This is a genomic window from Streptomyces sp. NBC_00554 (assembly GCF_041431135.1).
GTDB lineage: Bacteria > Actinomycetota > Actinomycetes > Streptomycetales > Streptomycetaceae > Streptomyces.
Genome location: NZ_CP107799.1, coordinates 833,273 through 847,671, shown reverse-complemented (window position 1 = coordinate 847,671; position 14,399 = coordinate 833,273). Strand labels below are relative to the sequence as shown.

The following is a 14,399-nucleotide window of genomic DNA, read 5'->3' as shown; positions in this document are numbered from 1 at the left end:
GCGGCGGTGTGTGCGGGCCGTGTCGGCAACGGCCCGGCCCGGGCGTGCCGGCCGCGCCGACCTGCTGATGATTGGGTGCGACATGACTGCATACCGGCCGGAGAGCCCCGGCGAGAACACCGACCCGGTCCCGCGGGACATGCCGGACCAGCAGGTCCAGGATGGCGAGGACCCCTGGGACCCGGCTCCCTCGGCGGATCCCGGCGACGCCGGGCCCGGCACGGACGTCCCCGACACGGACGAGGCGGGCACGGGCAGAAGCGGCGCTCCGCGCTCGGACACCGTCCACCCCGAGGATCCCGAGCCCGGCGAGTCCTCGGGCTGACCTCGACGGGGAGCTCTCACGGGCGGCATGACCCGAGAGGTAATCGACCCGGCCGGGAGCTCCCGGAACCATGAAGGGCGTACCCACTCGACTCGCCCGACACCGGATTCCGGGAGGTTTCCCATGCCGTACTTCGAGAGCCCCGTCGATGGCGCCCGGCTGCACTTCGTCGACTACGGTCCGGCCGGGGGACCGGTGGTCGTGTTCGTCAACAGCTCGTACTTCGGCACGGAGATGTGGGAGTACCAGATGCTGCCGCTCGCCGAGGAGGGGTACCGGTGCGTCGGGCTCGACCGGCGGGGGCACGGGCGGTCCGACGACGTCTGGGGCGGCTTCGGCCTCGACAGCCTGGCCGACGATCTCGACGGGCTGCTGCGGCACCTCGACCTCCGCGACGTGACGCTGGTCGGCCATTCCCTGGGCACCGCCGAAGTCGTGCGCTGCCTGACCCGGCACGGCGTCGACCGGGTGGCCGGGGTGATGCTGGTCGCCGGCATGGTGCCGGGGATCGTCCGGTCGGCGGACCACCCGGGCGGCGTCGACCCGGACCTCATCAGGGCGGGCAACGAGACCTTCCGGCGCGACCGGGCCGCTTTCTTCGCGGACGGCGCCCGCGCCTTCTTCGCCCTGGACCTCCCCGGCAACGAACTCTCCGCCGCGTACGTGCGGTCGATGGTCGACCGTTGCCTCGGAGCGACCGCGCGCGCCTGTGCAGCCCTGGGCAACCTGGTGGCCACCCTGGACGTGGCCCCCGAACTGCCCAAACTCGGCCTGCCCGTCCTCGTCGTGCACGGCACGCACGACACCTCGGCGCCCCTGGAACTGACCGGCCGCCGGGCGGCGGAGCTGCTGCCCGACAGCACGCTCAAGGTCTACGAGAACGCGGGCCACGGCCTGTTCGCCACGCACGCCGGGCAACTGACCGCGGACCTGAGGGAGTTCATGGCCCGCGCCTGACGCCGTACGCAGGCGACAGGCGTTCGGCTGACGCCGTACGAACGTCACGCGAACGCGTTCACCCCGGTCAGCTCCGCCGACAGCTCCCACAGTCGTGCGGCCTGCTCGGGGTCGATCGCATAGGCCTGTACGCCGGTCCGCTCGCCGTCCGCCGGAGCGGGCTCGGCGATGTCGCAGTCCTCGCAGTACACCCCGCCCATACCGGCCAGTTGAGGCGAGGTCGCGGCCCACACCTGAGTGGCCGCGCCCTGCTCCGGCGTTTTGAAGGCGTCGGGGTTCACCAGCTTGCCGTCCTCGTCGATCCAGCCGCGCTCCACCATCTCCTCCTTGGCAAGGTGACGCTGGAGCGGCGTGAGGATACCGCCGGGATGCAGGGAGAAGGCCCGTACGCCGGACTCCTGACCGAGGCGGTCGAGCTGGACGGCGAACAGCACGTTCGCCGTCTTCGCCTGCCCGTACGCCTGCCACTTGTCGTAGCCGGTCTTCCAGTGCGGGTCGTCCCAGCGGATCGCCGAGTTGTGGTGGCCGCCCGAGGACACGGAGACGACGCGCGCCCCGCCGGGTGCGATCGCCGGCCAGAGCCGGTTGACGAGCGCGTAGTGGCCGAGGTGGTTGGTGGCGAACTGGGCTTCCCAGCCGGGTCCGACACGGGTCTCGGGGCACGCCATGATCCCGGCGTTGTTGATGACGATGTCGACGGTGCGGCCAGAGGCGAGGAAGCGCTCGGCGAAGGCGCGGACGCTGTCGAGGTCGCCGAGGTCGAGCTCGTCCACCTCGACACCCTCGATGCCGTCCACCGCCGCACGGGCGGCGTCGGGGCGCCGCGCGGGAACGACGACACGGGCGCCCGCCTTGGTGAGTGCGCGCGTCGTCTCCAGGCCCAGGCCCGAGTACCCGCCCGTGACGATCGCGAGCTTTCCGGAGAGGTCGATGCCCTGAAGGACTTCGTCGGCGGTGCTCCGGGCGCCGAAACCGGAACCGATCTTGTGCTGTGCAGTGGTCATGCCCGGAACGCTACGAATTGGAGAGCACTCGAAGTCAAGGGGACACTCGCCCCCGGGTGAGGGCATGGGAAAGACCCCGACCGGACGGGGGAATCACGGTCGGGGTCGTCAGTGGTGGGCACGGACGGCGGTCGCCTCTCGGCGGGGGCTCCACAGGGCTTCAGCCGAACGATCTTCCCTGTGGGCGAAGGGTTAGGCCCGGGGACACTGTTCCATCCGCACCCACAGTTTGTTCAACGGGGAACTACCGGTAGGTGTTCCCGGGGAGGGGGACGGACCCGGTGACGTGTGTCACGGCGGGTACACCGTGGTCATGCGGGGAGTGGGCGTGCGGTGGCGGACGTCAGGCACCGCTCACGCGAGCCGGGGTCGTCCGGTCCCTGGTCCAGGACAGCAGCTCGTCCGCCGTCCACGTGGTGATCACTCGCTCCGCCGGCACCCCGCACTCCTCGGCCCGCGCGCAGCCGTGGATCTGCCAGTCGAGCTGGCCCGGAGCGTGCGCGTCGGTGTCCACGGAGAACAGCACGCCCGCGTCGACCGCCCGGCGCAGCAGCCGGCGCGGCGGGTCGAGCCGTTCGGGGCGGCTGTTGATCTCCACGGCGGTGCCGGACTCCGCGCAGGCCCCGAAGACCGCGTCCGCGTCGAACTCCGACTCGGGCCGTCCGCGCCCGGTGATCAGGCGGCCCGTGCAGTGCCCGAGCACGTCCGCCAGCGGATTGCGTACGGCGGCGACCATACGGCGGGTCATCGGCCTCGCGTCCATGCGCAGCTTGGAGTGCACGGACACCACCACGACATCGAGCCGCTCCAGCAACTCCGGCTCCTGATCGAGCGACCCGTCGTCGAGGATGTCGCACTCGATGCCGGTGAGCAGCCGGAACGGCGCCCACCGCCGGTTGAGTTCCGCGACCACCGCCAACTGCTCGCGCAGACGGTCCGGAGACAGCCCGCGCGCCACGGTCAGCCGCGGCGAGTGGTCCGTGAGCACCGCCCAGTCGTGCCCGAGCCGCGCCGCGGTCCTGCCCATCTCCTCGATCGGGCTGCCGCCGTCCGACCAGTCGGAGTGCAGATGGCAGTCGCCACGCAGCAGCGCCCGCAGCCCCTCACCCCCCTGGGCGAGCGGCGCCCCGGCCGCCTGCTCGAGCTTCTCCAGATAGCCGGGCACCTGACCGGCCAGCGCCTCCCGCACGACCTGCGCCGTCTTGGGTCCGACGCCCTTGAGCGACTCCAGTGACCCGGCGGCCACGCGCTCTTCCACCTCGCCCTCGGGCAGCGCGGCCAGCACGGCCTCGGCGGTGCGGAAGGCACGTACGCGATAGGTGGGGGCCTGGTCCCGCTCCAGCAGGAACGCGATCCGGTCCAGCGCCTCGACGGGATCCATGGGCACCTCCCTCCTCCAAGCCTTGCCCAGCCGCCGCCGCCCCGCACGGCGGATGGTCACCGCCGCCGGGAAGCGGGAGCGCTGACCGGGGGGAACCGTTCTACGCTCGACTCATGACCGAAATCGCGAGCCCACACCTGTCCTACCCGCGGATCATGGTGCTCGGGGTACAGCCGGGGACGCCGCCGTTCCGGATCATGGAGATCGACGGCGAAGTGGTGGGCCAGGCGAGGGCGCTCACCGACGTACTGACAACGGCCGCGGCCTACGGCATCACGGTGCACGATCTCGACGACCCGGACGTGGTGCGCTGGGTGGGCGGCGACAAGCTGACTTGGATGCCGCACTAGGACCGGCCGGGGCGTCCGGGCCGGCGTCCGGGGAGCGCGCGGACCTGCGGGTTTCGCGCCGGTGTGAGCTGCGAATGGGACGAATGACCCCGCACTCCACCAAAGATCATCATTCGGCGGGAACCGCGCATGCGCCCGTTCTCACGAGGGCACGTTGATCCTGCCGGTGGTCAGGACCCGCCCCGGCGTCGCTTCCTCCCACCAGGAGTCTCCATGTTCCGTGGCTTCGCCATGCCCGCAGCCGCCGCCCTCGCCGCCACCGCTCTGCTGGGCGGCGCCGCCACGGCGACCGCGGCCGGTGCCGTCCCCTCGACAGCCGCCGGAGCCGCACCCGTGACCGCCCTCGGCGCTCCGCAGGCCGGGGACGTCTGCTTCTGGACCGGCGCGGGGCAACACGGATCGTCCTGGTGCTACACACCGCCCGGCTATATGGACGTCCCGGAGTTCCTCCACGACAAGGCCGCCTCCTTCCGCTCCAGCGCGGATTCCGCCGTGTACGCCATCGACTGGGGCCGCGGCACCTGCTACTACCGGCTGATCCGCGCCCACGACCTCGCCGACAACTGGCCCTGGGGCGCCCGGCTCGACGGCGTCGCCGACACCACGATGAACTGCGAGGTCGGCTGACCCGTGCGACCGCACAGCACGCTGCGCGCCACCGCACTCGCGGTGCTGGCGACGCTGGCGCTCGCCGGGTGCGCCACGCCGTCCGCCGAGCGAGGCACCCCCGCGCTGCCCACCACCGAACGCGCCCAGGACGACCTCATCGACACGGCCCAACGGGTGCTCGTGGACGAGTGTCTGGCCCGCCAGGGGCTGTCCGTACGGCACGCCTCGGCCCACGAGCGCCCGTCCGGCCAGGAGGACCGCCGACTCCAGGACGCCCTCTTCGGCCGCGGCCGCCCCGAACTCTCCGTCACCCTCGCCACCGGCTACACCGTCACCGCCCACACCGACGGCTGCCTCGCCGCCGCGCAACGTGAGCTGTACGGGGACCAGCGCCGCTGGTTCCGCACCAGGGTCGTGGTGAACAACCTGCGCGCCGAGGCCCAGCAGCGTATGAAACGCGACCCCGACTACGGTGCCGCGTCGGCCCGTTGGACCCGCTGCGTCACCCCGGCGAACGGGCCCCGGCCCAAGCGCCCCGACACCGCCGTCTCCGCGCGCTGCGCCCGCGAGAGCGGCCTCGCCCGGCTCCGTGCCCGCCTGGAACCGGCCCTGCTGGCCCAGGTACGCGCCGAACGGCGCGAGCAGTTGACCACCTACACGCAGTTGCGCACCCGCGCGCTGCACCGCGCGGCGGCCCTGTACGCCGAGCGGACCGTCCGGGTAACCGAAAAGAAAGGCAACACCTCTTCATGATCGCCAAGCGTCTCGCCACCGCAGCAGCAGCCGCCCTCCTCGCCCTCGGGGGCGGACTGGCCCTTGCCACACCCTCCGGCGCGGCGGACTGTCCCAGCGGCAACTTCTGCGTCTGGGAGAACGCCAACTTCGACGGTCAGCGAGCCAACTGGTCCGGGGACGACGGCTGGTGGGAGAGCTGGATCGCCGACACGGACTCCTCGTGGGCCAACCACGGCATCTCGGGACCGGGCGTCAAGGATCACGTCAAGGTCTACGAAGACGCCTACCAGGGCGGTGCCATGACCATCTGCCTCACCCCGGGCGAGGAGGTCGGCTACAACGGCGTCGCCAACGACCGCGGCGACTCGCACACATGGGCCATGAGCTGCTGAGGGAGGGGTGAAACACGGAGGGTCCGGCAGGGGCAACCCTGCCGGACCCTCCGCCTGCCCGCCCGGGGCGGTCTGTCAGCCAACCGTCCACTTCTGGTTGGCCGCACCGGTGCACGTCCAGATCTGCAGACGTGTGGCATTGGCCGAGTTGCTGCCCGTGACGTCCAGGCACTTGTTGGCCTGGGGGTTCACGATGTCATTGGCCGAACTGACGACCCATTGCTGGGCGGCACTCCCGTTGCAGTCGTAGAGCTGCACGGTCGAGCCGTCCGCGGTGCCGCCGCTCGTGACATCGAGGCACTTGCCGAGGGCGCGGATCGTGCCGTCCGAGCCGACCGTCCACTGCTGGGCGGCGCTCGAGTTGCAGTCGTAGAGCTGTACGGCGGCGCCGTTGGCCGAGCTGGCCCCGGCCACGTCCACGCACTTGCCCGCGAGGCCCCTGATCGGGACCCCGGTGCCCGAGGTGGTGCCCGTCGTCACCTTCACCTCATCGACGACGAGGTACTGCGGGAAGACGGTGGAGCTGTTCGGGTCGCCGGGCCAGTAGCCGCCGACCGCGAGGTTGAGGATCAGGTAGAACGGCTTGTTGAACACCCATGCGTTGCCGCCCACATCGGCGGGCGTGCGCGTCTGGTAGACGATGCCGTCGACCGACCACTTGATTGAGTTCGGCGCCCAGTCGACCGCGAAGGTGTGGAAACCGTCCGCGAACTGCTGGCCGTTCGGCAGGGTGTACCCGGCGCCGATGCCGGCCGAGCCGGAGTATCCCGGTCCGTGGATCGTGCCGTGGATGGTCGACGGCTCGTAGCCGACGTTCTCCATGACGTCGATCTCACCCGACGCGGGCCAGCCGACCGAACCGATGTCGTTGCCGAGCATCCAGAACGCGGGCCACATGCCCTGCCCGCGCGGAACCTTCAGGGTGGCCTCGACACGGCCGTACTGGGCGGTGAACTTGCCGGCGGTGTTCAGCCGGGCCGAGGTGTACTCGCACCTTCCGTACCAGCACTGGTAGTTGGCCGGATTGTCCTTACGAGCGGTGATGACCAGGTGGCCCTGGCCGTCCAGCGCCGCGTTGTTGGCGCCGGCCGTGTACATCTGCCGCTCGTGGTTGTTGACGTTGTCGCCGGTCTCGATCTGCCACTTGTTGGGATCCACGGCCCATCCGCCGGAGCCGTCGAAGGTGTCCTGGAACACCACGGCCGCGGCGGTCACGTCATCGGCGGCCGCGGGACCCGCCTGAGCGGGAGCGATGGCGGCAGACGCGACGAGTAATGCGGAGAGAGCGGCAAAGAGGCATCTTCGGAGCAGGCGTGGGGAAGCCACGACTCTCCCTTCCGTATTGCGACCCGGGGAGAGGGGCGGGCCGACTGAGGTGGGGGGTACATGCTTTGCCTCTTGATTTAAGAAGTGAGGTAAGGGGGTGTCAAGGTTCTGGTCCGGACCAATTATTCACAGTGCCGCGTCAGTCGCTCGTGGAAGTGTTTCGCTTGCGCCGACCGCCGTGCACAGCCCTGCCGAGCCTGCGCCCGAGGAGCAGGTAACCCAGCAGTGCCCCGCTCGTGTTGAGGATGACGTCGTCGATGTCGAAGGCCCGCCCGGTGATGACCGCTCCCTGGATCAGCTCGACCAGCAGCATGACCACCGCGGTCAGCAGGAGGACCCGCAGGACTCCCCGGGCCTTCGGCCACAGCACGGGGAGCAGCAGTCCGAAGGGCACCCCGAGCAGAATGTTCCCGCCGATCTGCCTGAAGGCGTCGCGCATTTCCGGCTGGTTGAGATACGCGTTCAGGGAACGGCCGGGGTGCAGATTGGTGTGGATCAGTGCCTCCGACGCCGGGGACGGTTCCAGCGTCAGCCGGGCCAGCACGACCGCGAACGCCACCATCCCCCCGAGGGCCAGCAGCATGAAGAACAGCCGCACGGGAAGGGGGAGCGACCTCCGCCCCCGCTTCCGCCCCTTCTCCGGTGCCGGTGCCGGCGCCTTGCGACCCGACTTCGCGGTACGAGCGCGCAACGCCGTACGGAGCATGCGATCCTCCAAGTTTCAACTGCCCGATGGATAAAGGTGACTACCCGTGTTGGGGGAATCGATGTCGAACGGCACGGCGGCCGGGTGAGCTTTGCGCCAGGGCGCGGCTCACTTGCCGTACGTGACGTTCACCTCCTTGAAGCCGAGCGAGCTCAGCAGGCCTTCGAGCATGCCGGTGGTGTTCTCCTCGGCGCGCGCGGTGAGGCGGCTGTCCTTCGCGGCATCACTGATGTGCTTCACCGCGAGCTTCTGCACGGCCTGCTCGCCGTTCGGGTTGTCCGAGAAGATGTCGCCGATCCGGTCGAGGAGACCACGTTGCTTGGAGACGGCGTACGAACGATCGGGGTCGAGCGCGGGCTTGCCCAGCGCGGCGTGCGGCAGCCGGAGCGTGGCCGACGTGCGGTCCTCGTTGACCGTCACGTCCTTGTCGGCGAGTTTGCCGAGGTCGACATATGCGTCGACGGTGCCGGCCCCCACGTACAGCGTGCGGGTGCCGCGGAGCGCGTCGGGCAGGTACTTGGCGTCCTTCTCCAGGTCCACGACCACCTGGAAGTTGCCTGACGCGGCGTCGTAACGGCTCATGTCCTGGATCGATTTGAGGAGCGCGGGGCCCGTCCGGTCGTTGGTCTCCGTGCCGAACACATCGCGCAGCCCCGGCAGTACGGCGAGCCGCAGGCCGGCGAACAGCACCACGAGCACCAGCACGAACGCACTGAGCACTTTCGCCCACCCGGGCAAGCGCTTGATGGACGTCGTCATGTCGACGGTCCTCCTTTCCCTGGTAACCGAATGCCCCCCAAATCCCTTGGTAGGCCGACCTGTTGGAGAACCGGTGATGATGACCGGGGTGCGGGGTGCGTCCGGCGCGGGTGTACGCACCGGCGCGTCGGGAACCGCATGCCCCGGGACGGCACTTACCGGCCTCTTTTGCCCCTGCGTGAGGCGACCGGCCCGGGCCGGCCGCACCCCGGCGCGCACCCGGTCACCCCGCGGTTCGCCGTACACCGAGGACGCACCGCGTCTACTCGCGGACCGGATCAGCTGGACGCCACTCGTGCGCCACCGGCCCTCACCTCAGCGGACCACCCGGTCCCCCGAAGCACGGGACCACCACACGCCTTCGCCCCGCGTCAGCCCGGGCAGCCGCAGCTCGACGTCCCGCACATGCCGGGCCGGCAGCTCACCGGTGACCAGCCAGGCGGTACGTCCTCCGGTGGTCTCCTTGAACTCCGCTCCGTACGCGGCCAGTCGAGCTGTCACCGGGGCCAGTGCGTCCAGCGGGAGTTCCACCTCGAAGGAGTGGTAAGGCTCGTACACCCGGGTCCCCGCCCGCTCCAGAGCGCGGCGCAGTACGACCGGGGTCAGTCCGCGGAAGTCGGCGGCCGTGCTGATGGGCGCGGCGAATCCCGAACGGACCAGCGTGACCCGGTAGTCCGTCACCGGCCGGCCCTGCCGACCGGTGAGCAGGGTCGCGTGAACGGTGTCCTCGATCGCCTGGTGGAAGGCCCGGGGGAGGGCGCCGAGTTCGGTCTCGTACGTGAAGACGCCGCCGGAGCCGTGCGGCCCGGGCTCGACGCGCAGCCCGACCGTCGCCCAGAACCGGTTGTCGCCGTGCCGCTGAATCTCCTCGTATGCCTCGCCGGTGCCTTCCGGCCGTTCCAGGAACCGCACCCGGCTCGGCTCGAACTCGGCCTCGATGCCGAAGTCCTGGGCCAGCGTGGCCGAGAGCACCTCCTTCTGCACCTCGCCGTAGAGCAGCAGCGCGGTACTGCCGGACTCGGCGGGCCTGGCATGCGTCAGCGGGTCCTGATCGGCGAGGGCGAGGAGGGCGGTGCGCAACGCGGCCGCCTGCTCGGGGTGTCTCGCCCGTACCGTCGTCTCCAGCGTCGGGGCCGCGAACTGCGGGGCCCTCTCGGTGACTTCGCCGAGCCGGTCGCCGACGCGGATGCCTCCGACGCCCCGGAGCGCGGCGATGTTGCCCGGTGTGAGCGGCACCGCGCCGGGTCGGCCGACCACCTCCAGGCCCAGTGCCCGTCCGGACACCTGCGCCGTCCGCCCGTCGGCCTCACGGCGCAGGAACGTCAACTGCTGACGACGCGTCACCTCACCCCCGTACAACCGGAGATAAGCCGTGCGCTCGCCGCCGGGTCCCGGCCGTACGGCGAAGACCGTGCCGCGCGGTTCGCCGGCGCCGGGGTACACCGGGCGCGGAATCAGCCGGACAAGACCCCCGACCAGTTCGGCGACTCCCTGCCCGCCCACCGCGGACCCGAAGAAGACAGGGTGCAGGGACCCGTCGGCGGTCCGCGCGGCGAGCGCGGCGCGCAGTTCGTCCTCGGTCGGCGCGGGCCCGTCCACGACCGCGGCCAGCACGCCCGTGTCGACCTCGGCGAGGGTGCCGGACGCCGTGTCGTCCAGCGGGCGCGGCACGACCCGGGCGCGGGGGGTGCCGATGTCCCGCACCCCCGTGAGGGGCACGACGTACGGCGTGAGGCGGCGCCGGATGTCGGCGAGCAGCTCCTCCTCCCGCGCCCCCGCCCGGTCGATCTTGTTGACGAAGACGAGCGTGGGCAGCCGCAGCCTTCGCAGGGTCCTCATCAGGACACGCGTCTGCGCCTGGACTCCCTCGACGGCGGAGAGCAGCAGCACCGCGCCGTCCAGGACCTTCAGGGCACGTTCGACCTCGGCGATGAAGTCGGAGTGCCCGGGGGTGTCGATCAGATTGACCTGTACGTCCCCGACGGTGAACGCGGCGACGGCCGAGCGGATGGTGATGCCGCGCTGCCGCTCGATCTCCCCGTCGTCCGTCCGGGTGTCACCGGCGTCCACACTGCCGAGCCGGTCGATCGCGCCGCCGTCGAAGAGCAGCCGCTCGGTGAGGCTGGTCTTACCCGCGTCGACGTGGGCCAGAATTCCGATGTTCAAGGTGTGCATGCGTGGTCGAGTCCTCGAGAACAGTCGTCCGGTAGGGGCGCTGAGAAGTTCCGAGGAATCGGCGCATTCCGTCTCTCCTGTGTTCGAGGGGCTCGCAGGGGTGCTGGTGCCGCCATCATCATGGCGGGTCCCCGGTGACCCTCCGCAACCGGTTTTCTCCCGGTGGGGACACCCGGCGCGGGCCAGTAGCATGAGGCACGCATCCCGGATCGATCATGCCGACCGGCGGCGCATCCTGTTCGATCATGCGAGGAGCGTCCGTGCGTGACATCGCCGTGTTCAGCGGTAGTGCCCATCCCGAACTGGCCGCTGAGGTCTGCGCCCATCTCGGTGTGCCCCTCAGCCCGAGCCGGACCAGCCGGTTCGCCAACGACTGCCTGGAAGTGCAGCTCCAGTCCAATTGCCGGGAGCGCGATGTCTTCCTGGTGCAGCCGCTGGTCAAGCCGGTGCAGGAGAACCTCGTCGAGCTGCTGATGATGTGCGACGCGGCGCGCGGCGCGTCCGCGGGGCGGATCACCGTGGTCATGCCGCACTACTCCTACGCCCGCTCGGACAAGAAGGACATGCCGAGGATCTCGCTCGGCGGGCGGCTGGTCGCGGATCTGCTGGTGGCCGCTGGGGCGAGCCGGGTCCTGGCCATGACGCTGCACTCCCCGCAGGTGCACGGGTTCTTCTCCGTCCCGGTCGACCATCTGCACGCGCTGCGGGAGCTGGCCGCGCACTTCCGCCACTACGACCTGTCGCGTACGACGGTCGTCTCGCCTGACCTGGGCAACGCCAAGGAGGCCGCCCACTTCGCGCGGCTGATCGGTGCCCAGGTGGCCGCCGGTGCCAAGCAGCGGTTCGCCGACGACCGGGTCAGCATCAGCTCCGTCATCGGTGAGGTCACCGACCGGGATGTCATCGTGCTGGACGACGAGATCGCCAAGGGCAGCACCGTTCTCGAACTCCTCGAGCGGCTCCGGGAGCTGGGTCCGCGCTCCATCCGGGTCGCCTGCACCCACGGTCTGTTCGCGGCGGGCGCGCTCAAGCGGCTCAGCGACCAGCCCGACGTCCTTGAGATCGTCTGTACGAACACCGTGCCGATCCCGGCCGAGGAGCACACCGAGAAGCTGCGGATCCTGTCCATCGCCCCGGCGCTCGCCGAGGCCGTGCGGCGCATTCACAACGGTGAGTCCGTCAGCGCCCTGTTCGACACGCCTGAGAACGAATAGACCGGAGTAGTAGCGAGACTTCCTGCTGTCGCTCAGCCAGGGAGCAACGCACAGCAACGCTCGGCGTCACCCAGGTGATCAGGAGGGCTTGCAGTGGCGAAGGCGAAATTCGAGCGGACCAAGCCGCACGTCAACATCGGCACCATCGGTCACATCGACCATGGCAAGACGACGCTCACGGCGGCCATGACCAAGGTGTTGCACGACCAGTTCCCCGACCTGAACCCGTACACACCCTTCGACCAGATCGACAAGGCCCCCGAGGAACGCCAGCGCGGGATCACGATCTCGATCGCCCATGTCGAGTACCAGACCGAGCGCCGGCACTACGCCCACGTCGACTGCCCCGGCCACGCGGACTACATCAAGAACATGATCACCGGTGCCGCCCAGATGGACGGCGCGATCCTGGTCGTCGCGGCGACCGACGGCCCGATGCCGCAGACCAAGGAACATGTGCTGCTGGCCCGGCAGGTCGGTGTCCCGTACATCGTCGTCGCCCTCAACAAGACGGACATGGTGGACGACGAGGAGATCCTGGAACTCGTCGAGCTCGAAGTGCGCGAGCTGCTCACCGAGTACGAGTTCCCCGGCGACGACGTCCCGGTCGTACGGGTCTCCGCGCTCAAGGCCCTTGAGGGCGACACCCAGTGGGGCGCGTCGGTCCTCGAACTCCTCGCGGCTGTCGACGAGTTCGTGCCCGAGCCGGTACGGGATGTGGACCGGCCGTTCCTGATGCCCATCGAGGACGTCTTCACCATCACCGGTCGCGGCACGGTCGTCACCGGCCGCATCGAGCGCGGGATCCTCAAGGTCAACAACGAGGTCGAGATCATCGGCATCCACGAGCAGAAGACGAAGACCACCGTCACGGGCATCGAGATGTTCCGCAAGCTGCTCGACGAGGGCCGGGCGGGCGAGAACGTCGGGCTGCTGCTGCGAGGGGTGAAGCGCGAGGACGTCGAGCGCGGGCAGGTCGTCATCAAGCCCGGGTCGGTGACCCCGCATCTGGAGTTCGAGGCGCGGGCGTACATCCTGTCCAAGGACGAGGGCGGCCGGCACACACCGTTCTTCGACAACTACCGCCCGCAGTTCTACTTCCGCACGACGGACGTGACCGGTGTCGTGACGCTCCCCAAGGGCAACGAGATGGTCATGCCGGGCGACAACACCACCATGCATGTCCAGCTGATCCAGCCCATCGCCATGGAGGAAGGGCTGAAGTTCGCCATCCGCGAGGGCGGCAGGACCGTGGGTGCCGGGCAGGTCACCAAGATCCGGAAGTAGCCTCCGGCTGGCCGAGTGCCTCGTCGAGGGACGCGGACGGGGGCAGCAGGTGTACGAGGCCGGTCACCTTGAGGATCCGCAGGATCAGCGGCTGGGTGCAGACGAGGTGCAGCCGGCCGTCCCGGGCGAGCACGCGTCGCCTGGCCCGGTACAGCAGGCGCAGCCCTGAGCAGTCGAAGAACTCGACCGGCCGCAGATCGATCACGATCTGCGGTGCCGGGCCGCTCGTCGCGGAGTCCAGGAGCGGGGTGATCTCCACCGCCGCGAGGATGTCGATCTCCCCGTGCAGTTCCAGCACGGTGTGACCCTGGTGCCGGTGGACACGCAGATGCCGGGTGGGTGTCGCGGGGTCGTACACCACGACGGCATCACCTCCAACCGGCTGCAGAACCACTCCTCGTCGCAGGGTCCGAAGTCACCAGGGGCCGGGGTGACGGCGCCCGTGATCCTAGACGCGACACGGGGGTACTGGTGGTTGCAAAACCGTTCCTTGCCCTGCAAGTTACCCCCGGTGGAGTGAATTTCAGCATGTTCGATTGACATATGTCTTCGATTTGCGCGGCGCGTCGCCCTACCGGTTGAGTGCCGGTGTCCTCCAAGTTGCGGTACCTGAGTTACGACAGCGCGTGCCAGGCCTTGGACAGCGCTTGGCGGAACTGGTCGGTCTGGTGTGTCGTGAGGTCCCGGACCATGCGTTCCTCCAGTTCCCGGACGGGCCCCGCGTACCGCGCGAGCAGTTCGCGCCCCTGGTCGGTCAGCAGGATCAGGAGTTCGCGCCGGTTGCCGGGGTTCCGCTCGCGGCGCACGAGTCCGCGGTTCTCCAGTGACCGCACCACATCGGCCACGGACTGGGCCGTCACGAACGAGTCCCGCGCGAGCTGCGCCGCCGACAGCCCGTCGTGCCGCTCCAGGACGGTGAGCGAGGTGTACTGCAGTGCAGTGATCCCCGCCGGTTTCACGAGCTCGTCGAGGTGTGAGCGGACGACGAGCTCCACCTGCTTGACCATGTAGAGCAGCGACGGGGGTGCCTTCGTTGCCTGGGTGACGACCATGGGTTCAGCCTAAGGCATTGACAGGAAACCTGTCTGTAAAGAGACTGCGAACCAGACGGTGGACCAACAGGAATCCTGTTGGTTGAAATCTTGGCGATCAATGCTGGGGCGACTGGCGCCGAGGCGA

16 protein-coding genes are annotated in these 14,399 nt (G+C 69.7%); 8 read left to right on the top strand and 8 right to left on the bottom strand.

Annotated features, from left to right (window positions below; genetic code table 11):
• The first annotated feature begins 82 nt into the window (after nt 1-82).
• Entirely contained in the window at nt 83-325 is a 243-nt protein-coding gene (locus tag OG266_RS03940; RefSeq protein WP_371542745.1) for a hypothetical protein, read from the top strand.
• 123 nt (nt 326-448) lie between these two features.
• Complete coding sequence (locus OG266_RS03935; RefSeq protein WP_371542742.1) at nt 449-1,282, top strand: alpha/beta fold hydrolase; 834 nt, start codon at nt 449-451, stop codon at nt 1,280-1,282.
• A 44-nt stretch (nt 1,283-1,326) separates the two neighbouring features.
• Here the strand turns inward: OG266_RS03935 and OG266_RS03930 are convergent, their stop codons facing one another.
• The gene (locus OG266_RS03930; RefSeq protein ID WP_371542739.1) at nt 1,327-2,286 is read right to left on the bottom strand and encodes an SDR family NAD(P)-dependent oxidoreductase; all 960 of its coding nucleotides are present in this window, start codon (nt 2,284-2,286) and stop codon (nt 1,327-1,329) included.
• Nucleotides 2,287-2,629: 343 nt separating this feature from the next.
• Nucleotides 2,630-3,667, bottom strand: a complete 1,038-nt coding sequence (locus tag OG266_RS03925) for a PHP domain-containing protein (protein WP_266471957.1) — start codon at nt 3,665-3,667, stop codon at nt 2,630-2,632.
• 113 nt (nt 3,668-3,780) lie between these two features.
• Here OG266_RS03925 and OG266_RS03920 point away from each other — a divergent pair, with 113 nt between their 5' ends.
• The 4 genes from OG266_RS03920 (at nt 3,781) to OG266_RS03905 (ending at nt 5,753) form a co-directional block, all read left to right on the top strand.
• Nucleotides 3,781-4,017 carry a hypothetical protein gene (locus OG266_RS03920; protein WP_266471956.1) on the top strand — a complete coding sequence of 79 codons (237 nt, stop codon included), beginning with the start codon at nt 3,781-3,783 and terminating at the stop codon, nt 4,015-4,017.
• 213 nt (nt 4,018-4,230) lie between these two features.
• Nucleotides 4,231-4,644, top strand: coding sequence for a hypothetical protein (locus OG266_RS03915; protein WP_371542735.1), 414 nt, complete (start codon nt 4,231-4,233; stop codon nt 4,642-4,644).
• 3 nt (nt 4,645-4,647) lie between these two features.
• Nucleotides 4,648-5,379 carry a hypothetical protein gene (locus tag OG266_RS03910; protein ID WP_371542732.1) on the top strand — a complete coding sequence of 244 codons (732 nt, stop codon included), beginning with the start codon at nt 4,648-4,650 and terminating at the stop codon, nt 5,377-5,379.
• On the top strand, nt 5,376-5,753 hold the full coding sequence (locus tag OG266_RS03905; protein ID WP_266471951.1) for a peptidase inhibitor family I36 protein: 378 nt from the start codon (nt 5,376-5,378) through the stop codon (nt 5,751-5,753). The genes OG266_RS03910 and OG266_RS03905 overlap by 4 nt, the downstream gene beginning before the upstream one ends.
• 75 nt (nt 5,754-5,828) lie before the next feature.
• Here the strand turns inward: OG266_RS03905 and OG266_RS03900 are convergent, their stop codons facing one another.
• From OG266_RS03900 to otr(A), 4 genes are all read right to left on the bottom strand, one after another.
• Complete coding sequence (locus tag OG266_RS03900; protein WP_371542727.1) at nt 5,829-7,079, bottom strand: ricin-type beta-trefoil lectin domain protein; 1,251 nt, start codon at nt 7,077-7,079, stop codon at nt 5,829-5,831.
• A gap of 139 nt (nt 7,080-7,218) precedes the next feature.
• Entirely contained in the window at nt 7,219-7,785 is a 567-nt protein-coding gene (locus tag OG266_RS03895) for a VanZ family protein (protein ID WP_371542725.1), read from the bottom strand.
• A 108-nt stretch (nt 7,786-7,893) separates the two neighbouring features.
• Nucleotides 7,894-8,544, bottom strand: coding sequence for a DUF4230 domain-containing protein (locus OG266_RS03890; RefSeq protein WP_371542722.1), 651 nt, complete (start codon nt 8,542-8,544; stop codon nt 7,894-7,896).
• Between the two features lie 315 nt (nt 8,545-8,859).
• Nucleotides 8,860-10,719: a tetracycline resistance ribosomal protection protein Otr(A) gene (gene otr(A) / locus OG266_RS03885; protein ID WP_371542720.1), complete on the bottom strand. Its 1,860-nt coding sequence runs from the start codon at nt 10,717-10,719 to the stop codon at nt 8,860-8,862.
• Between the two features lie 260 nt (nt 10,720-10,979).
• On the opposite strand from otr(A), the gene OG266_RS03880 reads away from it, so the two are divergent.
• Complete coding sequence (locus tag OG266_RS03880; protein WP_266471943.1) at nt 10,980-11,933, top strand: ribose-phosphate pyrophosphokinase; 954 nt, start codon at nt 10,980-10,982, stop codon at nt 11,931-11,933.
• Between the two features lie 93 nt (nt 11,934-12,026).
• Nucleotides 12,027-13,220 (top strand): elongation factor Tu, encoded by a 1,194-nt coding sequence (tuf, locus tag OG266_RS03875; protein ID WP_371542716.1) that lies wholly within the window; start codon nt 12,027-12,029, stop codon nt 13,218-13,220.
• On the opposite strand, the gene OG266_RS03870 is transcribed toward tuf, so the two are convergent.
• Nucleotides 13,201-13,581: an anti-sigma factor antagonist gene (locus OG266_RS03870; RefSeq protein WP_371542713.1), complete on the bottom strand. Its 381-nt coding sequence runs from the start codon at nt 13,579-13,581 to the stop codon at nt 13,201-13,203. The genes tuf and OG266_RS03870 overlap by 20 nt on opposite strands.
• 253 nt (nt 13,582-13,834) lie before the next feature.
• The gene (locus tag OG266_RS03865) at nt 13,835-14,272 is read right to left on the bottom strand and encodes a MarR family transcriptional regulator (protein WP_326718693.1); all 438 of its coding nucleotides are present in this window, start codon (nt 14,270-14,272) and stop codon (nt 13,835-13,837) included.
• Nucleotides 14,273-14,399: the final 127 nt, after the last annotated feature.